The following is a 21,541-nucleotide window of genomic DNA, read 5'->3' as shown; positions in this document are numbered from 1 at the left end:
CGTGGCTGTTCCGAAGCGGAAGATGTCGCGCAGCAACACGCGCCACCGCCGTGCGCAGTGGAAGGCTGTTGCCGTGAGCCTGGTGGCGTGCGAGAGCTGCCACCAGCCGAAGCAGAGCCACATCGCGTGCCCGAGCTGCGGCACGTACAACCGTCGTCAGGTCCTCGAGGTCTGATCGGCGGGTGACAGGCTTCATGTCAGACGCCAAATCGCCGAAGCAGGCGCCGGCGGACACAGCCTGGCCTCACACGCTTCTGGAAGGGCGGCTCGGGTACACACTCGAGCCCGCCCTTCTGGTGCGTGCGCTGACCCACCGTTCGTTCGCGTACGAGAACGGCGGTCTGCCCACCAACGAGCGGCTGGAGTTCCTCGGGGACTCCGTGCTCGGCCTGGTGGTCACGGACACGCTGTACCGCACCCACCCCGACCTGCCCGAAGGCCAACTGGCCAAGTTGCGGGCCGCGGTGGTCAACTCTCGTGCGCTGGCGGAGGTGAGTCGTGAACTCGACCTGGGCGGATTCATCCGGCTGGGACGGGGCGAGGAAGGCACCGGCGGCCGGGACAAGGCATCGATCCTCGCGGACACCCTCGAGGCAGTGATCGGTGCGGTCTATCTGGACCAGGGTCTGGATGCCGCGTCCGAGTTCGTGCACCGCCTCTTCGATCCGCTGATCGAGAAGTCGTCCAACCTCGGGGCAGGCCTGGACTGGAAGACCAGTCTCCAGGAGCTGACCGCGAGCGAGGGCCTGGGTGTCCCCGAATACGTGGTCACCGAGTCGGGTCCCGACCACGAGAAGACCTTCACGGCTGCCGCCCGCGTCGGTGGTGTCGAGTACGGCGCCGGCACCGGCCGCAGCAAGAAGGAAGCAGAACAGCAGGCGGCCGAGGCCGCCTGGCGTGCGATCCGCGATTCCGCCTCGGCGGCGAGCTGATCGCACACCCGTCAGAACGAGCCCACCGACGATCAGTCGGTGGGCTCGACGCGTACCAGGAGGAGGGGCGTTGCCCGAGCTGCCTGAGGTCGAAGTGGTCCGCATCGGGCTGGAGCGCTGGGTCACCGGGCGCACCGTCGCGGACGCGGAGGTGCTGCACCCGCGTGCCGTCCGCCGGCACCTGGCGGGCGCCGCGGACTTCACGGACCGGCTGGCCGGCGCGCTGATCGGCCCGGCCCACCGCCGGGGCAAGTACCTGTGGCTGCCGCTGGACGGGACGACCGCGCTGCTCGGACACCTCGGCATGAGCGGCCAGCTGCTGATCCAGCCGCACACGGCCCCGGACGAGACCCATCTGCGGATCCGGATCAGGTTCGACGACGAGCTCGGGACCGAGTTGCGCTTCGTCGACCAGCGCACCTTCGGCGGTCTGTCGCTCCATGACGTCGTGCCGGGCAGTCCGCTGGCGCTGCCCGTACCGCTCGCGCACATCGCCCCCGACCCGCTGGAGGACGCCTTCGACGAGGAGGCCTTCCACGCCGCGCTGCGCCGGCGCCGGACCACGATCAAGCGCGCCCTGCTCGACCAGTCGCTGATCAGCGGGGTCGGCAACATCTACGCCGACGAGGCGCTGTGGCGCTCGCGGCTGCACTACGAGCGGCCCACCGCGACGATGACCCGGCCCAGGACGGCCGAGCTGGTGACGCACATCCGCGAGGTGATGAGCGACGCGCTGGCGGCCGGCGGCACGAGCTTCGACAGCCTGTACGTCAACGTCAACGGTGAATCCGGCTACTTCGACCGGTCGCTGGACGCGTACGGGCGGGAGGACGAGCCCTGCCGCCGCTGCGGTACCGCGATCCGGCGCCGCCCGTGGATGAACCGGTCCAGTTACTTCTGCCCGCGCTGCCAGCGCCCGCCGGTCCCCGGCCGCATCCCCAGGTAGGCCGCGAGGGCGCTACGCGCTGGCTTCCCGGGCGGCGCGCTGCGCGTCGTAGCTCTCCCGGGCCGCCAGTACCTCGGGCATCCGGCCCTCGACCAGGTGGATCAGGTCGAGCAGCCGCCGGGTGGTCTCCCGGCCCAGCTCGGTGAGGCGGTACTCGACGCGCGGCGGGTTGGTCGTCTGCGCCTCGCGGTGCACCAGTCCGTCGCGCTCCAGGGCGTGCAGCGTCTGGGAGAGCATCTTCTCGCTCACGCCCTCGATCCGCCGGCGCAGCTCGTTGAAGCGCACGGTGTCCTCGCCGAGCGCCCCGAGCGTCAGGCTGCCCCAGCGGCCGGTGACGTGCTCCAGCGTGGCGCGGGAGGGGCAGTTGCTGGAGAGGACGTTGAACGGGAGCTGCGCGTCGGGCCGGAGGTCGTGCGGGCCGGTGTCCATGAGGGCAGCGTACTCCTGGGTTGCGCTAACCCACGGTTTGCGCTTTCGGAAGGTTGGCTCTCCTAGTAGCCGAAGTCCTGCGTCCACCAGGGGCCGCCCGCCGCGAAGTGGACGCCGATGCCGAGGGTCTTGTAGTCGCAGTTCAGGATGTTGGCGCGGTGTCCCTCGCTGTTCATCCAGGCGTTCATCACGGCCTCCGCGTCGGCCTGGCCGCGGGCGATGTTCTCCCCGCCGAGGTTGGTGACACCGGCCCCCTTGGCCCGGTCCCACGGGGTGTGGCCGTCCGGGTCGGTGTGGTCGAAGAAGTCCCGGACCGCCATGTCCTCGCTGAACGACTGGGCGAGCTTGGCCAGCGAGGCGTCCGCGGTCACGGGGGCGCAGCCGACCTTGACGCGCTCGGCGTTGACCAGCTTCAGCACCGCGGCCTGGGCGGTGACGGGGGAGTCGGTCCGGCTCGGCGTCGGGGTCGCGGTGTGGGACGGCGTCACGGGAGGGGTGGTGGGCCGCGGCGTGACCGGTGTCCGGCTGGGCGGGATCGTCGGGGCCGGGGTGGTGCTGGGCGCTGCGGCCGACGTCGGCGGCGTCGTCGGCGTCGTTGAAGGGCGGCCGCCGCGCGTCGTGGTCGGGCTGCTCGGCACGCTCGGGCGGCCGGTGTCGCTCGCGGAGGGGGAGCCGGTGTCCGGCAGCGACGGGCCGGACGTGCCGTCCGGCTGGGTGCGCGTCCCGCCGGGGCTGCCCTGGGCGGTGAGGCCACCCGGTGCTCCGTTCAGCGACGACAGCAGTCCGGACGACATCGCGACGGCGCCCACGGCCAGAGCGGCGGACGACGCCAGCAGCCCGGTGCGAACGGCGCTGTGGCGTCGCCGGGGGCCCCGGGGGCCCCGGTGGCCCCGGCGGCTCCGGGTCGGCGCGACGGCCTCGGTGGCATTGCGACTGTGGCGGCCCATTAATGCTGTCCTCACGGTCTCGGATTAACCCGAACGGGTGAGTCCTGTTGCGGGCCGACTGTAGCGAATGACGCACGGGACCGGAGTGAAGCCTGTGCAACTGACGGGATAGCGTGCACACATGAACGAAAATGTCCGGCTTACGGCCTGGGTGCGCGGGCGCGTCCAGGGCGTCGGCTTCCGCTGGTGGACCCGGGCCAACGCGATGCGGATCGGCGGGCTGGACGGCTACGCCGGCAACCTCGGGGACGGCCGGGTGCAGGTCGTCGCGGAGGGGACACGCGCACAGTGCGAACAGCTGCTCGACTGGCTGGCGGCCGGGGACACGCCCGGCCGGGTCGACGGCGTCACCGAAATCTGGGGACCACCGCGCGGCGGGTACGACGGCTTCGAGATCCGCTGAGTGTCACGCCGCGCGTACATGCGGTAGGCAATCGCCGACGGCAAGGCTGCCCGCGACAGTTGCCATATCCGGAGTGTCGTGCAAGGCTGCCGACATCGAGGATGATCTCGACGCCCCACGGGCAGCCGCCGGCACTCATTTGCCGTGTTTTCTGAGGCTGACCCGATGGCTGGGCTGTGATCGTGTTGACCGTCCCAGTATTTGGTGAGACGCTGGAAGCCCCGCGCATCGTAGCCGTAATGCAATCAAAGCGGCGGCTTCGGCGCACCGCGCGGGTGCACATACCCCTCACCCACGACCCTACCGCTCCCGGTCGGTCACTCAGCGTGGAGGACCATCAATCATGGCAAAGGCGCTTCTCGGTTACGTCGGCGGCCCCGACCCGCGACTCCTCGCCGAGATGCGAAGGCTTCAGCAGCGCGTTCAGGATCTGGAGTCCGAGCTCGTTCGGATGCAGACCGAGAACGACGCGCTCACTGTGGCGTCGCACGAAGAGTCGCTGCTCAGCAGCATCGATGTATCTCGCGCGGAGCCCGTACCCGCCTGATCCGGCTCAAGCCACCGGACGGGTGCTACGGCACCGCTAGAGTTTTTTGCAAGGGACGCCTCGGCGTCCCTTCGTCGTTCCATCGTCACCCGCAGGCAGCCCCCCTGACGATCACTGCTCTCATCGTCTGATGTGCCCTGCACCTTCCCTGGCGAAACCGAACACGGAAGGTAGAGTCCGACGGCGTGCATCTCAAGAGCCTCACGCTGCGCGGATTCAAATCCTTCGCCTCCGCCACGACGCTGCGCTTCGAGCCCGGCATCACGTGCGTCGTAGGCCCCAACGGGTCCGGTAAGTCCAATGTGGTGGACGCGCTCTCCTGGGTCATGGGGGAGCAGGGGGCCAAGTCGCTGCGCGGCGGCAAGATGGAGGACGTCATCTTCGCCGGCACCACGGGGCGCCCGCCGCTGGGCCGCGCCGAGGTGTCGCTGACGATCGACAACTCCGACGGTGTGCTGCCCATCGAGTACGCCGAGGTCACCATCACGCGGATCATGTTCCGCAACGGCGGCAGCGAGTACCAGATCAACGGCGACACGTGCCGGCTGCTGGACATCCAGGAGTTGCTCTCCGACTCCGGTATCGGCCGCGAGATGCACGTCATAGTCGGTCAGGGCCAGCTCGACTCCGTACTCCACGCCGACCCGATGGGCCGCCGCGCCTTCATCGAGGAGGCTGCCGGCGTGCTCAAGCACCGCAAGCGCAAGGAGAAGGCGCTGCGGAAGCTCGACGCGATGCAGGCCAATCTGGCGCGCGTTCAGGATCTGACGAACGAACTGCGGCGGCAGCTCAAGCCGCTGGGGCGGCAGGCGCAGGTCGCCCGGCGCGCCGCCGTCATCCAGGCCGATCTGCGCGACGCCCGGCTGCGACTGCTCGCCGACGACCTGGTCACGCTGCGCGAAGCGCTGAGCGCCGAAGTCGCCGACGAGGCGTCGCTCAAGGAGCGGCGGGACGCGGTGGAACGGGACCTGGCCGCCGTCCTGCGGCGGGAAGCCGGTCTCGAGGAGCAGGTCAGAGCGCTCGCGCCACGGCTGGCCGACGCCCAGGCCACCTGGTACGGCCTCTCCCAGCTCGCCGAACGGGTGCGCGGCACGATCGGCCTCGCCGAACAACGGGTGCGGCACGCCACCGACCAACCCGCCGAGGAGCGGCGCGGCCGGGAGCCCGAGGACATGGAACGCGAGGCGGCCCGGATCCGCGAGCAGGAGGCCGAGCTCACCGAGGCCCTGGACGCGGCCCGGCGGGCGCTGGACGACACCGTCGGCCACCGTGCCGCCCTGGAACAGGAGCTCGCGGCCGAGGAGCAGCGGCTGCGGTCCGTGGCGCGGGCGATCGCGGACCGCCGCGAGGGGTTGGCGCGACTGCAGGGCCAGGTCAACGCGGCGCGCGGCCGGGCCGGTTCCGCCGAGGCGGAGATCGGCCGGCTCGCCACCGCCCGCGACGAGGCACGGGACCGCGCCGAATCCGCGCAGGAGGAGTACGAGGAACTCAAGGAGCGGGTGGACGGCCTGGCGGCGGACGACTCCGAACTGGAGGAGCGCCTGGAGGCCGCGACCCGCGAACGGGCGGCGGCCGAGGAGGCCTTCTCGGCCGTCCGCGACGCGGCCACCGCGGCCGAGCGCGAGCGCGCCGCCCTCACCGCGCGGCGCGACGCGCTGGCGCTCGGCCTGCGCCGCAAGGATGGCACCGGCGCGCTGCTCGCCGCGGGCGACCGGCTCACCGGCCTGCTCGGCCCCGCCGCGGAACTGCTCAGCGTGGCGCCGGGCTTCGAGATCCCCGTCGCCGCCGCCCTCGGTGCGGCAGCCGACGCCATCGCCGTATCGGGCCCCTCGGCCGCCGCCGACGCACTGCGGCTACTGCGCAAGGACGACGCCGGCCGGGCGGCCCTGGTGCTGGCGGACGGAACGTCGTCCGGGGCGTGGGCCGGCGGTCCCGCCGGCGGCGCCTGCGCCCACCCGGCCACCGGCCCCCAATCGGCGACGTTGCCGCAGGCCGCCGTGGCCGCCGCCTCCGTACCGCACGCCCGCGCCGAAACCGCCCCGTTGCCCGCGGGGGCGAGGCAGGCGGCCAGGCTGGTCGGCGGTCCCGGCGACCTGCTCCCCGCCGTGCACCGCATCCTGCGCGACACGGTCGTCGTGGAGAGCCTCGCCGACGCGGAGGTCCTCGTGGCCGCGCACCCGGAACTCACTGCCGTCACCGCCGAAGGCGATGTGCTCGCCGCGCACTTCGCGCACGGCGGGTCGGCGGGCGTGCCGAGCCTGCTGGAGGTGCGGGCCGCCGTCGACGAGGCGGCCCGCGAGCTGGAGCGGCTGGCGGCGCTCTGCGAGTCGCTGGCGCAGGAGCAGCAGGAGACGAAGGAGCGGCGCGCGGCGTGCGCGCGGACCGTGGACTCGCTGGCGCAGGCGCGCCGGGCCGCGGAGAAGGAGAAGTCCTCGGTCGCCCAGCAGCTGGGGCGGCTGGCCGGCCAGGCGCGCGCCGCCGGGGGAGAGGCCGAGCGCAGCGCCGCCGCCGTGGGGCGGGCCGAGGAGTCATTGGCTGCGGCGATGGAGGAGTTCGAGGAGCTGTCGGTGCGGCTGGGGGAGGCCGTGGAGGCGCCCGGCGAGGAGGAGCCGGACACCTCCGTACGGGACCGGCTGTCCGCCGACGGGGCCAACGCACGGCAGACCGAGATGGAGGCGCGGCTCCAGTTGCGCACCCACGAGGAGCGGGTGAAGGGGCTGGCCGGGCGGGCGGACGGGCTGGACCGCGCCGCCCGCATCGAGCGCGAGACCCGGGCCCGCGCCGAACAGCGCCGGGCGCGGCTGGAGTACGAGGCGCGGGTCGCCTCCGCGGTGCTGGCCGGTGCGCGCGCCCTGCTGGAGTACGTGACGGTGTCGCTGGCCCGCGCGGAGGAGGAGCGCGGCGCGGCCGAGCGGGCCCGCTCGGAGCGCGAGGCGCAGTTGGGCGAGGAGCGCCGGCAGGGCCGGGAGCTGAAGGCCGAACTGGACAAGCTGACCGATTTTGTCCACAAGGGCGAGGTGCTGGGCGCCGAGAAGCGGTTGCGCATCGAGCAGTTGGAGACCCGGTCGCTGGAGGAGCACGGCATCGAGCCGTCCGGGCTGGTCGACGAGTACGGCCCGCACCATCCGGTGCCGCCGTCGCTGCCCGCCGAGGGCGAGGAGCTGCCCGAGGACCCGGAGCACCCGCGCAACCGGCCGAAGCCCTTCGTGCGCGCGGAGCAGGAGAAGCGGCTGAAGTCCGCGGAGAAGGCCTACCAGCAGCTGGGGAAGGTCAATCCGCTGGCGCTGGAGGAGTTCTCCGCGCTGGAGGAGCGCCACAAGTTCCTGACCGAGCAGCTGGAGGACCTGAAGAGGACCCGGCTGGATCTGCTGCAGGTCGTCAAGGAGGTCGACGAGCGCGTCGAGCAGGTCTTCTCGGCGGCGTACCACGACACGGCGCGGGAGTTCGAGGGCGTGTTCTCGCGGCTCTTCCCCGGCGGCGAGGGCCGGCTGATGCTGACAGATCCGGACAACATGCTCACCACAGGTGTGGAGGTTGAAGCGCGACCGCCCGGGAAGAAGGTCAAGCGGTTGTCGCTGCTGTCGGGCGGTGAGCGCTCGCTGACCGCGGTGGCGCTGCTGGTGTCGATCTTCAAGGCCCGGCCGAGTCCGTTCTATGTCATGGACGAGGTCGAGGCGGCGTTGGACGACACCAATCTGCAGCGGCTGATCGGGCTCATGGAGGAGCTTCAGGAGAGTTCACAGCTTGTCGTCATCACGCACCAGAAGCGGACGATGGAGGTGGCCGATGCCCTGTACGGCGTATCGATGCAGGGCGACGGGGTCTCCAAAGTGATCAGCCAGCGGCTGCGTGAGGGCAAGCGCAAGCTGGCCTAAGTCCGTATGCATTCAATTGATGAACTCAAGCGGGTGATCTCTGTGCCCATCGGTGCCAGAAGCGCCAGTGGACCCCGTGTTGACTTCGAAACTTGAAGGCATAGTCTCTGCAAAGTCACTTTTACATTCGAGTGGTGGCCACCCAGGGGGCGGTCAACACTGGAAGATCCAACCCCTCATGTGCAGGCTCACCGCCGAGCCCCAGGAGTACACGTTGACCAGTACCGCACCTGTGGCCGGTCCGGAAGGCCGTCTGGCCCATCCGGATCACCTCGGCCATGTCATCTTCATCACCGCGGCGGCCGCCATGGGCGGCTTCCTCTTCGGCTACGACAGTTCTGTGATCAACGGCGCGGTCGAGGGCATCCGCGGCAAGTACGACATCGGCTCCGGCACGCTCGCCCAGGTCATCGCGATCGCGCTGATCGGCTGTGCCATCGGCGCCGCCACCGCCGGCCGGATCGCCGACCGCATCGGCCGCATCCGCGTCATGCAGATCGCCGCCACCCTCTTCACGGTCAGCGCCGTGGGCTCCGCGCTGCCGTTCGCCCTCTGGGACCTCGCCATGTGGCGGGTGCTCGGCGGTATCGCCATCGGTATGGCCTCGGTGATCGGCCCGGCGTACATCGCCGAGGTCTCCCCGTCCGCCTACCGCGGACGGCTCGGCTCCTTCCAGCAGGCCGCCATCGTCATCGGCATCGCCGTCTCGCAACTCGTCAACTGGGCCCTGCTCAACGCGGCCGGCGGGGACCAGCGCGGGAAGCTGCTCGGCCTGGAGGTCTGGCAGGTCATGCTCGGCGTGATGGTCATCCCGGCCGTCCTGTACGGGCTGCTCTCCTTCGCGATCCCCGAGTCGCCGCGCTTCCTGATCTCCGTCGGCAGGACCGACCACGCCAAGCAGGTGCTCGCCGACGTCGAGGGCAAGCACATCGACCTCGACGCGCGGGTGGCCGAGATCGAACTCGCCATGCGCAGAGAGCACAAGTCCACCTTCCGCGACCTGCTCGGCCGGTTCAGCTTCCTGCCGATCGTCTGGGTCGGCATCGGCCTCTCGGTCTTCCAGCAGCTCGTCGGCATCAACGTGGCGTTCTACTACTCGTCCACGCTGTGGCAGTCGGTGGGCATCGACCCGAGCAGCTCCTTCCTGTACTCGTTCACCACCTCGATCGTGAACATCATCGGCACCGTGATCGCGATGCTCCTGGTCGACCGGATCGGCCGCAGGCCGCTCGCGCTGATCGGTTCCGCAGGTATGGCCGTCTCCCTGTCACTGGAGGCCTGGGCCTTCTCCGCCAAGACCGCCGAGGGGACGCTTCCGAACACCGAGGGCACCGTGGCGCTCATCGCCGCCCACGTCTTCGTGCTCTTCTTCGCCCTCTCGTGGGGTGTCGTGGTCTGGGTCTTCCTCGGCGAGATGTTCCCGAACCGGATCCGCGCGGCGGCGCTCGGCGTAGCGGCCTCTGCGCAGTGGATCGCCAACTGGGCGATCACCGCGAGCTTCCCGAGCCTTTCGGACTGGAACCTGTCGGCGACGTACGTCATCTACGCCTGCTTCGCGCTGCTCTCGATCCCCTTCGTGCTCATCTTCGTGAAGGAGACCAAGGGCATGACGCTGGAGGAGATGGGCTAGCACCCGTCACTTGAGACGCGGCAGCACCTGCTCCGCCAGCAGATGCAGGCTGCGCCAGCCCTCGTCGACCGGCATACCTCCGCACAGGGGGTGCAGGACCAGGCTCGCCTGGTCCCCGCCGGCCTCGGCGAGGGCGACGCATTCATCGGGCGTGACGATCCGGTAGACCCCCTCCCGGCGCAGCTCCTCGACGCCGGTGGCGGCCGAGCGCACCGCGGAGCGGATGTCGGCCGACTGCCAGGAGGCGTACATCCGGGCCTCGTGCAGCAGGTGCTCGCCGTACTGCGCCCAGGCACGGTCCGGGTCCTCGGCGATGTGCAGCAGCGGGACCTTCGCCGGCGGCATCATGCACCAGCCCTCGGTGCCGTGCTCCGCGAGCCGCTCCTGGTAGTACGCCTCCAGCTCCGGCAGGTACGCGCTGGGGAAGAGCGGCAGACCGAGCCGGGCGGCGCGGCGGGCGGCCGCCTTGGAGCTGCCGCCGACCAGCAGCAGCGGATGCGGCTGGGTGAACGGGCGCGGCGTGACCCGTACCGTCCTGCCGCGGTACTCGAAGGGCTCGCCGGTCCACGCGGTGAGGAGCGTCTCCAGGACCTCGTCCTGGAGCTTGCCCCGGTGCGTCCAGTCCCGGCCGTGCGCGTCGTACTCCGCCTGCCGATAGCCGATGCCGGCCACGGTGACGAGCCTGCCGCCGCTGAGCAGGTCCAGTACGGCGATGTCCTCGGCCAGCCGCAGCGGATCGTAGAGCGGGCCGATCAGAGCGGAGACGGTGACCGCGATCCGCCGGGTGGCGCCGAAGACCGCGCCCGCGAAGGTGAGCGGCGACGGCAGCCAGCCGTTGGCCGCGCCGTGGTGCTCCTCGGTCTGGACGGTGCCGACACCCCGGTCGTCCGCGTACGCCGCCATCTCCAGGGCCGCCTTGTAGCGGGCGCTGAGCGAGGCGGGCTCGGCGGCGGGATCGACGAGGTTGAAACGGATGACCGTGATGGGCATGGCGGACGCTCCCCTTCGCCGGTGAATGGGCCAGACGGTAGCTGACGCAGTGTCAGATTTCCAGAGTCCTGCACGCGGGCTACCGGGCGGCCACGAATGGGTTCGGACCCCCACGCCGGAGAGCCCGGCCCCGGCCCCGACCCCGCACCGGTCGGCACCGGCCCGCAACGGCCGGCACCAGGGACCTGCCCGGAGGGCCACGTTGTCGCGGCCACCCGCGCACGTGACCGATACTGGGGACGATATGGAAACCGTCATCCTTGCTGTAATCATCGCTCTGGTCGCCGTCGTCGCGGTCGGCGGACTGGTGGTCGGCAGCCGCCGCAAGAAGCAGCTGCCGCCCGCGCCGCCGAGCACGCCGACCATCACCGCGCCGCCCGCCGAGCCAGGCGTCGGGGACGAAGCGGAGGTCCCACGGGACGAACCGCGCCGGACGATCGAAGAGGTCGTCCTCCCCGAGACGCCTGGCGCGCCGACCGCCGTGGAGGAGGTGCCGGTACCGGCCGCTCCCGAAATCGAGCAGCCGGAACCCAGCGCCGGCCGCCTGGTGCGGCTGCGCTCCCGGCTGTCCCGCTCGCAGAACACGCTCGGGAAGGGGCTGCTCGCGCTGCTCTCCCGCGAGCACCTCGACGAGGACACCTGGGAGGAGATCGAGGACATCCTCATCACCGCCGATGTGGGTGTCGCTCCGACCCAGGAGCTGGTGGACCGGCTGCGCACCCGGGTGAAGGTGCTCGGCACCCGCACCCCCGCCGATCTGCGCGCCCTGCTCCGCGAGGAGCTGCTGACGCTGGTCGACCCCACGCTGGACCGCGAGCTGAAGACCGAGAGTCACGAGACGACCCCGGCCGTCGTGCTGGTCGTCGGTGTCAACGGCACCGGCAAGACCACGACCACCGGCAAGCTCGCCCGCGTCCTGGTGGCCGACGGCCGCAGCGTGGTGCTCGGCGCGGCGGACACCTTCCGTGCCGCCGCCGCCGACCAGCTGCAGACCTGGGGCGAGCGGGTGGGCGCCCGTACCGTGCGCGGCCCGGAGGGCGGCGACCCGGCGTCGATCGCCTTCGAGGCCGTGAAGGAAGGTATCTCCGAGGGTGCGGACACCGTCCTGATCGACACCGCGGGCCGGCTGCACACCAAGACCGGCCTGATGGACGAGCTGGGCAAGGTCAAGCGCGTCGTGGAGAAGCACGGCCCGGTCGACGAGGTGCTGCTGGTGCTCGACGCGACCACCGGTCAGAACGGGCTGGTCCAGGCCCGGGTCTTCGCCGAGGTCGTCGACATCACCGGCATCGTGCTGACCAAGCTGGACGGCACCGCCAAGGGCGGCATCGTGATCGCGGTCCAGCGCGAGCTGGGCGTTCCGGTGAAGCTGATCGGACTGGGCGAGGGCGCGGACGATCTGGCGCCCTTCGAGGCGGAGGCCTTCGTCGACGCCCTGATCGGCGACTGATCGATCGGCGGCTCATCGATCGGCGACCGACCCATCGATGACTGACCCGCACTGACGCGAGCGGTTGTATACGTAAGGGGCGCCCATCCCTGGAGGGCGCCCCTTACGCGCCTCCCCGGGGTGATGGCTTTTTCTCCGTGCCGGGTGCGGTGAGGGCTCAGGCCCGTACGAGCCAGGGGCCGGGCGCGCGGTCCCGGTGGCAGACGTACGCCAGGGTGCCGAGCAGCAGCCGGGCCTCGGGCGGCTGGTGCACCGAGTCGAGCAGCGGCGACCTCAGCCAGCGCACCGGACCGAGCCCCCCGAGGTCGGACGGCGGGGCGGTGACATGGTCGCCCAGCCCCAGGCAGCGCAGATCGAGGTCTGCGTCGTCCCAGCCCATCCGGTAGAGCAGGTGCGGGAGTTCGGCCGCGGCGCCCGGCGCCACGAAGAACTGCGCGCGGCCGGTCGGGGTGACCAGCACCGGGCCGAGCCGTAACCCCATCCGCTCCAGCCGCACCAGGGCGCGCCGCCCGGAGTGCTCCGCCACGTCGATGACGTCGAAGGTCCGGCCCACCGGCAGCAGCACGGCCGCTCCCGGCACTTGGTCCCATGCCTCGGTGGCCTGCTCCAAGGTCGCGCCGGCCGGGATCTCGTCGGCGAACACCAGGGGATGCGCCCCCGGTTCCTTGCAGCCCGGGTCACCGCACGAGCAGGCCCCGCCACCCCGGGCGGCGCGCGCTCCCGGCGTGACCGCCCAACCGCACAACCCCGTGTACTCCGCCACCGTGGTGCACGCCGTGGCGCGTTCCCTGCGGCGCGAGCCGGCCCGGATATCCCGAATGCCGCCGATCGTGAAACCCATGACACCCCCAACGGGTTGCGGTCGCTGATGGTTACGCCCCTGGCTGACCGGGGTGTGTCAAGTGAATCGTGCGCAGTCGCAGACGAGTTCATTCGAAGGGGTGGCGAATGGTGGCGTTTCCGCTGTGGCACTCGCCGGATGGGTGATCGTAGGATTACTTTCGGTTCATGAGCCCCAGAGATGTGTCCCCTCCGGGTATGCCGGAGGCAACACATCGGGACCTGGACTCAGCGGGCCTTGGCCGTAAGGGCGTTGGGCGACTCGGATGGGGGCCTACCGGTGGGCGGCACACAAGACAAGCAGCCCAACGCGCAGTTGAACTCGTGGTTCGTGCGCAGTGGCTGGTCGAAGGGCGAGTTGGCACGTCAGGTCAACCGCAGGGCGCGTCAGATGGGCGCCCACCACATCAGCACCGACACCTCCCGGGTGCGGCGCTGGCTCGATGGCGAGCAGCCGCGCGAGCCGATCCCGCGCATCATGTCCGAGCTGTTCTCCGAACGGTTCGGCTGCGTGGTCCCGGTCGAGGACCTGGGACTGCGCTCGGCGCACCAGTCACCGTCCGAATCGGGCGTGGACCTGCCCTGGGCGGGCCCCCAGACGGTCCAGCTGATCAACGAGTTCTCCCGCAGCGACCTGATGCTCGGCCGTCGCGGCTTCCTCGGAGCCTCGTTGGCCCTCTCGGCGGGCCCTGCCCTCGTCGAGCCGATGCAGCGGTGGCTGGTGCCCCCCTCGCTCGGCGCCTTCCCGACGCCCGCCGTCGGTGCGCCCCGGGACACCGGGAACCGGCCGAACCGGCTGTCGGAGCCGGAGCTGCAGCTGCTGGAGACCACCACGGTGATGTTCCGCACCTGGGACAGCCAGTGCGGTGGCGGGCTGCGCCGCAAGGCGGTCGTCGGCCAGCTCCACGAGGTGACCGACCTGCTCCAGGAGTCGCACCCGGAGGCCGTCGCCAAGCGGCTCTACCGGGTCACCGGCGACCTCGCGGCGCTGGCCGGCTGGATGAGCTATGACGTCGGCCTGCAGCCCACCGCGCAGAAATACTTCGTGCTGGCGCTGCACGCCGCCAAGGAGGCCGCCGACCGGCCGCTGGGCGCGTTCATCCTCTCCAGCATGAGCCGCCAGATGATCCATCTGAACCGGCCGGACGACGCGCTGGAGCTCATCCACCTCGCCCAGTACGGCAGCCGGGACTCGGCCACCGCCACCACCCAGGCGATGCTGCACGCGGTCGAGGCGCGCGCCTACGCCAACATGGGCCAGGTCAGCAAGTGCCACCGGGCGGTCCGGATGGCCGAGGACTCCTTCACCGACGCCCGCAGGGGCGAGGACCCGGACTGGATCAGCTTCTTCAACGAGGCCGAGCTGAACGCGGAGAACGCCCACTCCTACCGTGACCTCGCCTACGTCGCCGGCCGCAGCTCCACCTACGCGTCGCTCGCGCACCCGGTGATGGAGCGCGCGGTCGAGCTGTTCGGCAAGGACTCCGTCCACCAGCGGGCGTATGCCCTCAACCTCATCGGCATGGCCACCGTCCACCTCCTGGAGCGGAACCCGGAACAGGCCGCCGACATGACGCACAAGGCCATCTCCGTGGCCAGAAAAGTGCGCTCGGAGCGGGTCAACACCCGAATCCGCAAGACCGCCGACACCGCGCTGCGCGACTTCGGAGACGTGGCGGAGGTCATCGACCTCTCCGAGCGGCTGGCGGTCGAGCTCCCGGAAGTGGCCGAAACCGCATAGTCGGCGGAGCCACCCAGACCCCGGCCGCGGCAGCCCACCCGATCAGCCCGACTCGGCTCCCCCACGCCAGGTCAACCGGGTGGCTTCCGCGGCCGGTCCCGTATACGGCGCCCGCGCCTGCCGGGAGCGGTTCATCTTCACGTAACACACGCGACGTCTTCGTCACCGCGTCGAAACACCCTGCGGCATCGGGCGAAACCCGACTGGGACAACCTCTGGGCGATAACCGGCCCACCCAGCACCGTCCCGCAGGGCCGCTCGGATGACGAGGAGACGCCGATGGCACCAGCCATCCTGACGCTTGCCGCTGATGCGCCCAAGCTCGATACCGGAAATACGGCGTTCATGCTGCTCAGCGCCGCCTTGGTCATGGTGATGACGCCGGGCCTCGCCTTCTTCTACGGGGGCATGGTCCGCGTCAAGAGCGCGCTGAACATGTTGATGATGAGCTTCATCAGCCTCGGCATCATCACCATCCTGTGGACGCTCTACGGATTCAGTTTCGCCTTCGACTCCGGCAACGGCTTCATGGGCGGCACCGACTGGCTCGGGATGCGCAACATCGGCATCGCCGAGCTGTGGCCCGGATACGGCATCCCGGTCTACGTCTTCGCCGTCTTCCAGCTGATGTTCGCGATCATCACCCCGGCGCTGATAAGCGGTGCGCTCGCCGACCGCGTGAAGTTCACCGCCTGGGCGCTCTTCATCACCCTGTGGGCGACGATCGTGTACTTCCCGGTCGCGCACTGGGTCTGGGGCTCGGACGGCTGGCTCTTCAAGTACGGCGTGATCGACTTCGCCGGTGGTACCGCGGTCCACATCAACGCCGGCGCCGCCGCCCTCGGTGTGATCCTCGTCATCGGCAAGCGGGTCGGCTTCAAGCGGGACCCGATGCGTCCGCACAGCCTGCCGCTGGTCATGCTCGGCGCTGGTCTGCTGTGGTTCGGCTGGTTCGGCTTCAACGCGGGCTCCTGGCTCGGCGCCGACGGCGTCGCCGCCGTCGCGTTCACCAACACCCAGGTCGCCACCGCCGCCGCGATGCTCGGCTGGCTCGCCTACGAGAAGATCCGGCACGGCTCCTTCACCACCCTGGGCGCCGCCTCCGGCGCGGTCTCCGGGCTGGTCGCCATCACCCCCGCCTGCGGTTCCGTCTCCCCGCTCGGCGCGATCGCCGTCGGCCTGATCGCCGGTGTGCTGTGCGCCGCCGCGGTCGGCCTGAAGTACAAGTTCGGCTACGACGACTCGCTGGACGTCGTCGGTGTCCACATGGTCGGCGGCATCGTCGGCTCCCTGCTCATCGGCCTCTTCGCCACCGGCGGCGTCGGCCAGACCGCCAAGGGCCTGTTCTACGGCGGCGGCCTCGACCAGCTCGGCAAGCAGGCGGTCGGTGTGGGCGCGGTCCTGGGGTACTCCCTGGTCGCCTCCGCGATCCTCGCCAAGCTCATCGACCTGATCATGGGCTTCCGGGTCACCGAGGACGACGAGATCACCGGCATCGACCAGATCGAACACGCCGAGACGGCGTACGACTTCGCGGGAGCGGGCGGCGGCACGGTCCGCACCACCGCGGTACCCGTCCCCGGCAGCACGAGCAGCGAGGCCGGCGCCTCGGACAAGAAGGTGGACGCGTGAAGCTCATCACGGCAGTTGTGAAGCCGCACCGGCTGGACGAGATCAAGGAAGCCCTGCAGGCCTTCGGGGTGCACGGCCTCACGGTCACCGAGGCCAGCGGCTACGGCCGGCAGCGCGGCCACACCGAGGTCTACCGTGGCGCCGAGTACACCGTCGACCTCGTGCCGAAGATCCGTATAGAGGTCCTGGTCGAGGACAGTGACGCCGATCAGCTGATCGAAGTCATCGTCAAGGCCGCCCGCACCGGCAAGATCGGTGATGGCAAGGTGTGGAGTATCCCGGTCGAGACAGCGGTCCGCGTACGCACCGGCGAACGCGGCCCGGACGCCCTCTAGACCCTGTCCGTGATCATTCGGACCGGATCTGGCAACAAGCGCCCAGCGCTGGAGCACAAGTGACGGAAAGCGTCGAAGCGAAAGCGGACGACGAATCCGCCGCCGGAACCCCTGAGGGTCCCAGCGGCTACGCGGCGGCCCGGCTGCGTCTCCTCAACGAGGAGGCGCGGTCCGGGCCGCCGCGCCGTTCCGCCCTGTCCGGACTGACCGACCGCTGGCTGGCGGGTCTGGCCACCGGCGCGGCAGGGGAGACCGGCGTCGCCGGATACGCCCTGGTCGCCGTGGGCGGCTACGGGCGCGGCGAACTCTCCCCACGCAGCGACCTCGACCTGCTGCTGCTCTACGACGGCTCCGCCGGCAAGGACCGGATCTCCGCGCTCGCCGACCGGATCTGGTACCCGGTCTGGGACCTGGGCCTGGACCTGGACCACTCGGTACGCACCCCCGCCGAGGCTCGCGAGACCGCCGCCGAGGACCTCAAGGTCCAGCTCGGGCTGCTCGACGCCCGGCACATCGCGGGCGATCCGTCCCTCACCGCGTCCCTGCGGACGGCGGTCCTGGCCGAGTGGCGCAACCAGGCCCCCAAACGGCTGCCCGCCCTGCACGAGCTGTGCCAGGAACGGGCCGAACGCCAGGGCGAGCTCTCCTACCTCCTCGAACCCGACCTCAAGGAGGCCAGGGGCGGGCTGCGCGACGCCACCGCGCTGCGCGCCGTCGCCGCGTCCTGGCTCGCCGACGCCCCCCGCGAAGGCCTGGAGGAGGCCCGCACCCGGCTGCTGGACGCCCGCGACGCCCTGCACCTGGTCACCGGCCGGGCCACCGACCGGCTCGCGCTCCAGGAACAGGACCAGGTCGCCGAAGCCCTCGGCCTGCTCGACGCCGACGCGCTGCTGCGCCAGGTCTACGAGGCCGCCCGCACCATCAGCTACGCCGCCGACGTCACCTGGCGCGAGGTCGGCCGGGTGCTGCGCTCCCGCGAGGCCCGCCCGCGTCGGCGCGGCCTGCTCGGCATCGGCCGCACCGGACCGGCCCCCGCCCCCGCCGAGCGCACCCCGCTCGCCGAAGGCGTCGTCGAGCACGAGGGCGAAGCCGTCCTGGCGCTGGCCGCGAAGCCCGAGCGCGACCCCGTACTGCCGCTGCGCGCCGCCGCCGCGGCCGCCCAGGCCGGGCTGCCGCTCAGCCTGCACGCGGTGCGCCGGCTGGCGGCCGCCGCCCGCCCGCTGCCGGTGCCCTGGCCCGCCGAGGCCCGCGAACAGCTGCTCACGCTGCTCGGCGCGGGCGAGGCCACCGTCCAGGTCTGGGAGGCGCTGGAGGCCGAGGGGCTCATCACCCGGCTGCTGCCGGACTGGGAACGGGTCCGCTGTCGCCCGCAGCGCAACGCCGTCCACCGCTGGACCGTCGACCGGCACCTCGTCGAGACGGCGGTCCGCGCCGCCGACCTGACCCGCCGCGTCGGGCGCCCCGACCTGCTGCTGATGGCGGCCCTGCTGCACGACATCGGCAAGGGCTGGCCCGGCGACCACAGCGAGGCGGGCGAGGTCATCGCCCGCGATGTCGCCACCCGGATCGGGTTCGGCCCCGCCGACGTGGAGACGCTGGCGCTGCTCGTCCGCCACCATCTGCTGCTGATCGAGACCGCGACCCGCCGCGACCTCGACGACCCGGTGACCGTGAAGGGCGTCGCCGACGTGGTGCGCGACAGCGGCACGCTGGAGCTGCTGCACGCGCTGACCGAGGCCGACGCGCTCGCCACCGGCCCCGCCGCGTGGAGCAACTGGCGCGCCTCGCTCCTGGCCGACCTCGTCAAGCGCGTCGCCGAGCTGCTCGCGGGCGGCGAGGTGCCGGAGCCCGCCGCCGCGGAGCCGACGGCCGAGGAGGAACGCCTCGCGGTCGAGGCCGCCCGCACCGGCGGCCCGGTGCTGGCCCTGCACGCCCACGCCGAGCCCGACCCGGAGGGCGGCGACGAGAACACCCCCGAAGGGCTGGGCGTCGAGCTGCTGCTCGCCGTCCCGGACCGGCCGGGGCTGCTCGCCCAGGCCGCCGGTGTGCTCGCCCTGCACCGGCTCACGGTGCGCGCCGCCGACCTGCGATCCGTCGACCCGATCGGGGAGGGCCCGGTGACGCTGCTGAGCTGGCGGGTCGCCGCCGAGTACGGGGCGCTGCCGGAGGCCACCCGGCTGCGCGCCGATCTGGGCAGGGCCTTCGACGGTTCGCTCGACATCGAGGCACGTCTCGCCGAACGCGAGGCGGCCTATCCGCGCCGGCGCGCGCTCGCCGCGCCACCGCCTCGGGTGACGGTCGCCACCGGCAGCTCCCGGGTCGCCACGGTGATCGAGGTCCGCGCCCAGGACGCCCCCGGCCTGCTGCACCGGATCGGCTACGCCCTGGCCGCGACCGGGGTGAACGTGCGCTCCGCCCGCATCAGCACGCTGGGCGCCAACGCGGTCGACGCGTTCTACGTCGTCGGCGCGGACGGCGCTCCGCTGGGCGAGGTGCGGGCGGCGGAGGTCGCCCGCGAGGTGGAGCAGGCGTTGCGCTGAGCCGTACGGTCGTCCGTCGCCGGGCAGGCTCAATCCCGCCTGCCCGGCGATGGAGGCCACACCAGCGGATACCCTGGGGGACGACCACCGCCAACCCCTGACGCGAGGACCCGCAACCACCGTGTTCGATACCCTCTCCGATCGCCTTGCAGCGACGTTCAAGAACCTCCGGGGCAAGGGCCGCCTCTCCGAGGCGGACATCGACGCCACCGCGCGCGAGATCCGTATCGCCCTGCTGGAAGCGGATGTCGCGCTCCCGGTGGTCCGTGCGTTCATCAAGCAGGTCAAGGAGCGGGCCTCCGGTCTTGAGGTCTCGCAGGCGCTGAACCCGGCGCAGCAGGTCATCAAGATCGTCAACGAGGAGCTCGTCGGCATCCTCGGCGGCGAGACCCGCCGGCTGCGGTTCTCCAAGCAGCCGCCGACCGTGATCATGCTCGCGGGTCTGCAGGGTGCCGGTAAGACCACCCTGGCCGGAAAGCTCGGCCACTGGCTCAAGAGCCAGGGCCACGCCCCGCTGCTCGTCGCCTGTGACCTCCAGCGTCCGAACGCCGTGACCCAGCTCTCCGTCGTCGCGGAGCGCGCGGGTGTCGCGGTCTTCGCGCCCGAGGCGGGCAACGGCGTCGGTGACCCGGTCCAGGTCGCCAAGGACTCCATCGAGTTCGCGAAGTCCAAGCAGTACGACGTGGTCGTCGTCGACACCGCCGGCCGGCTCGGCGTCGACGAGGAGCTGATGCGGCAGGCCGCCGACATCCGTGACGCCGTCAGCCCGGACGAGATCCTCTTCGTCGTCGACGCGATGATCGGCCAGGACGCGGTCAACACCGCCGAGGCGTTCCGCGACGGCGTCGGCTTCGACGGCGTGGTGCTCTCCAAGCTCGACGGTGACGCCCGCGGTGGTGCCGCGCTCTCCATCGCGCACGTCACCGGCAAGCAGATCATGTTCGCCTCCAACGGCGAGAAGCTCGACGAGTTCGACACCTTCCACCCGGACCGGATGGCGTCCCGCATCCTCGGTATGGGCGACATGCTCAGCCTGATCGAGAAGGCCGAACAGACCTTCTCGCAGGCCGAGGCCCAGAAGATGGCCGAGAAGCTGGCCAAGGGTCCGAAGGAGTTCACGCTCGACGACTTCCTGTCCCAGATGGAGCAGGTCCGCAAGATGGGCTCCATCTCCAAGCTGCTCGGCATGCTGCCGGGCATGGGGCAGATTAAGGACCAGATCGCCAACCTGGACGAGCGCGATGTGGACCGCACCGCGGCGATCATCAAGTCCATGACCCCGGCCGAGCGCCAGGACCCGACGATCCTCAACGGGTCGCGCCGGGTCCGCGTCGCCAAGGGTTCCGGCACCGAGGTCAGCGCGGTCAAGAGCCTGGTCGAGCGGTTCTTCGAGGCCCGCAAGATGATGTCGCGGATGGCCCAGGGCGGCGGGATGCCCGGTATGCCGGGAATGCCCGGCATGGGTGGCGGCAACAAGAAGAAGAAGCAGGTCAAGCAGGCCAAGGGCAAGCAGCGCAGCGGTAACCCGATGAAGCGCAAGGCGGACGAGGCGGCGGAGGCCGCCCGCCGTGCCGAGCAGGCCGACAGCCCCTTCGGCGCGGCAGCCGTTCCGGAGGCGCAGAACTTCGAACTCCCCGACGAGTTCAAGAAGTTCATGGGCTGAGCCCTCCCGTACCGCAGCAGAAGAGCGCCCCCAGCAGGGGGCGCTCTTCGCGTCCGGGGCATGATGGCGCCATGCGCGTATCCATCCGAGAACCACGTCCGGGCGACGCCGACGCGTACGCCACGGCCGTCCTGCGTTCCGCCGACCATCTGAGCCCGTGGAACCCGGTCGATCCGGACGGTTTCCACGAGCTGCTGCGCCGCCAGGGCCCGTCGTTGCGCACGTTTCTGATCATCAACGACGAGGACGGCGGCATCGTCGGCAAGGTCAATGTCGCGAACATCGTCCGGGCCCGGTTCCGCAACGGCGTGCTCGGCTACGACAGCTATCTGCCGTACGCGGGCACCGGCCGGATGAGCGAGGGTCTGCGGCAGGTCGTCGACCGCTGCTTCACCAGCTATCCCGACGGTCTCGGACTGCACCGGCTGGAGATCAACGTGCAGCCGGACAACGACCGCTCCCTCGCCATGGCCAAGCGTCTCGGCTTCCGCCACGAGGGCTTCTCGCCGCGCATGCTCTACCTGAACGACGAGTGGCGCGACCACGAGCGCTTCGCGCTCACCGCCGAGGAGTGGCCCGGCGCCTGACCCCTCCCGCCGCCGTACGGGTGCCGCGCGTCACGCGTCACCGGACGTCAGCGG

Annotated in this window: 18 protein-coding genes; 14 read left to right on the top strand and 4 right to left on the bottom strand. The window is 71.2% G+C overall.

What is annotated here, in order from left to right:
• The first annotated feature begins 1 nt into the window (after nucleotide 1).
• The 3 genes from rpmF (at nucleotide 2) to mutM (ending at nucleotide 1,878) form a co-directional block, all read left to right on the top strand.
• Nucleotides 2-175, top strand: a complete 174-nt coding sequence (rpmF, locus tag AC07DC_RS29295; RefSeq protein WP_138356469.1) for a 50S ribosomal protein L32 — start codon at nucleotides 2-4, stop codon at nucleotides 173-175.
• Nucleotides 176-194: 19 nt separating this feature from the next.
• Entirely contained in the window at nucleotides 195-932 is a 738-nt protein-coding gene (gene rnc, locus AC07DC_RS29290) for a ribonuclease III (protein ID WP_478917502.1), read from the top strand.
• Nucleotides 933-1,002: 70 nt separating this feature from the next.
• The gene (gene mutM / locus AC07DC_RS29285) at nucleotides 1,003-1,878 is read left to right on the top strand and encodes a bifunctional DNA-formamidopyrimidine glycosylase/DNA-(apurinic or apyrimidinic site) lyase (RefSeq protein WP_478917501.1); all 876 of its coding nucleotides are present in this window, start codon (nucleotides 1,003-1,005) and stop codon (nucleotides 1,876-1,878) included.
• Between the two features lie 12 nt (nucleotides 1,879-1,890).
• Here the strand turns inward: mutM and AC07DC_RS29280 are convergent, their stop codons facing one another.
• On the bottom strand, nucleotides 1,891-2,307 hold the full coding sequence (locus AC07DC_RS29280; protein ID WP_478917500.1) for a winged helix-turn-helix transcriptional regulator: 417 nt from the start codon (nucleotides 2,305-2,307) through the stop codon (nucleotides 1,891-1,893).
• Nucleotides 2,308-2,369: 62 nt separating this feature from the next.
• The gene (locus AC07DC_RS29275) at nucleotides 2,370-3,254 is read right to left on the bottom strand and encodes a CAP domain-containing protein (RefSeq protein WP_478917499.1); all 885 of its coding nucleotides are present in this window, start codon (nucleotides 3,252-3,254) and stop codon (nucleotides 2,370-2,372) included.
• A gap of 121 nt (nucleotides 3,255-3,375) precedes the next feature.
• Here AC07DC_RS29275 and AC07DC_RS29270 point away from each other — a divergent pair, with 121 nt between their 5' ends.
• The 4 genes from AC07DC_RS29270 (at nucleotide 3,376) to AC07DC_RS29255 (ending at nucleotide 9,709) form a co-directional block, all read left to right on the top strand.
• A complete protein-coding gene (locus AC07DC_RS29270) occupies nucleotides 3,376-3,657 on the top strand; it encodes an acylphosphatase (protein WP_478917498.1) in 282 nt (93 codons plus the stop codon).
• Between the two features lie 343 nt (nucleotides 3,658-4,000).
• On the top strand, nucleotides 4,001-4,204 hold the full coding sequence (locus AC07DC_RS29265) for a hypothetical protein (RefSeq protein ID WP_138356463.1): 204 nt from the start codon (nucleotides 4,001-4,003) through the stop codon (nucleotides 4,202-4,204).
• 185 nt (nucleotides 4,205-4,389) lie between these two features.
• Nucleotides 4,390-8,079: an AAA family ATPase gene (locus AC07DC_RS29260; RefSeq protein ID WP_478917497.1), complete on the top strand. Its 3,690-nt coding sequence runs from the start codon at nucleotides 4,390-4,392 to the stop codon at nucleotides 8,077-8,079.
• Between the two features lie 214 nt (nucleotides 8,080-8,293).
• Nucleotides 8,294-9,709, top strand: coding sequence for a sugar porter family MFS transporter (locus tag AC07DC_RS29255; protein ID WP_478917719.1), 1,416 nt, complete (start codon nucleotides 8,294-8,296; stop codon nucleotides 9,707-9,709).
• A gap of 6 nt (nucleotides 9,710-9,715) precedes the next feature.
• On the opposite strand, the gene AC07DC_RS29250 is transcribed toward AC07DC_RS29255, so the two are convergent.
• Nucleotides 9,716-10,699: an LLM class flavin-dependent oxidoreductase gene (locus tag AC07DC_RS29250; protein WP_478917496.1), complete on the bottom strand. Its 984-nt coding sequence runs from the start codon at nucleotides 10,697-10,699 to the stop codon at nucleotides 9,716-9,718.
• 244 nt (nucleotides 10,700-10,943) lie between these two features.
• Between AC07DC_RS29250 and ftsY the strand changes: the two genes are divergently transcribed.
• A complete protein-coding gene (ftsY, locus tag AC07DC_RS29245) occupies nucleotides 10,944-12,149 on the top strand; it encodes a signal recognition particle-docking protein FtsY (RefSeq protein ID WP_478917495.1) in 1,206 nt (401 codons plus the stop codon).
• A 157-nt stretch (nucleotides 12,150-12,306) separates the two neighbouring features.
• Here the strand turns inward: ftsY and AC07DC_RS29240 are convergent, their stop codons facing one another.
• Nucleotides 12,307-12,990 (bottom strand): bifunctional DNA primase/polymerase, encoded by a 684-nt coding sequence (locus AC07DC_RS29240; protein ID WP_478917494.1) that lies wholly within the window; start codon nucleotides 12,988-12,990, stop codon nucleotides 12,307-12,309.
• A gap of 279 nt (nucleotides 12,991-13,269) precedes the next feature.
• On the opposite strand from AC07DC_RS29240, the gene nsdA reads away from it, so the two are divergent.
• The 6 genes from nsdA to AC07DC_RS29210 all read left to right on the top strand — a co-directional run bounded on the left by nsdA (nucleotide 13,270) and on the right by AC07DC_RS29210 (nucleotide 21,487).
• A complete protein-coding gene (gene nsdA / locus AC07DC_RS29235) occupies nucleotides 13,270-14,730 on the top strand; it encodes a transcriptional repressor NsdA (RefSeq protein WP_478917493.1) in 1,461 nt (486 codons plus the stop codon).
• A 279-nt stretch (nucleotides 14,731-15,009) separates the two neighbouring features.
• Nucleotides 15,010-16,362, top strand: coding sequence for an ammonium transporter (locus AC07DC_RS29230; protein WP_478917492.1), 1,353 nt, complete (start codon nucleotides 15,010-15,012; stop codon nucleotides 16,360-16,362).
• Nucleotides 16,359-16,697 (top strand): P-II family nitrogen regulator, encoded by a 339-nt coding sequence (locus AC07DC_RS29225; protein WP_269273744.1) that lies wholly within the window; start codon nucleotides 16,359-16,361, stop codon nucleotides 16,695-16,697. Before AC07DC_RS29230 ends, AC07DC_RS29225 begins: the two co-directional genes overlap by 4 nt.
• Before the next feature lie 59 nt (nucleotides 16,698-16,756).
• The gene (locus tag AC07DC_RS29220; protein WP_478917491.1) at nucleotides 16,757-19,237 is read left to right on the top strand and encodes a [protein-PII] uridylyltransferase; all 2,481 of its coding nucleotides are present in this window, start codon (nucleotides 16,757-16,759) and stop codon (nucleotides 19,235-19,237) included.
• A gap of 121 nt (nucleotides 19,238-19,358) precedes the next feature.
• Entirely contained in the window at nucleotides 19,359-20,900 is a 1,542-nt protein-coding gene (gene ffh / locus AC07DC_RS29215; RefSeq protein ID WP_478917490.1) for a signal recognition particle protein, read from the top strand.
• A gap of 71 nt (nucleotides 20,901-20,971) precedes the next feature.
• On the top strand, nucleotides 20,972-21,487 hold the full coding sequence (locus AC07DC_RS29210) for a GNAT family N-acetyltransferase (RefSeq protein ID WP_478917489.1): 516 nt from the start codon (nucleotides 20,972-20,974) through the stop codon (nucleotides 21,485-21,487).
• Nucleotides 21,488-21,541: the final 54 nt, after the last annotated feature.

This window comes from Streptomyces sp. NPDC045021 (assembly GCF_056432645.1).
Note: the sequence above shows the minus strand (reverse complement) of the source record. Positions and strands in the feature narration are given on the sequence as shown.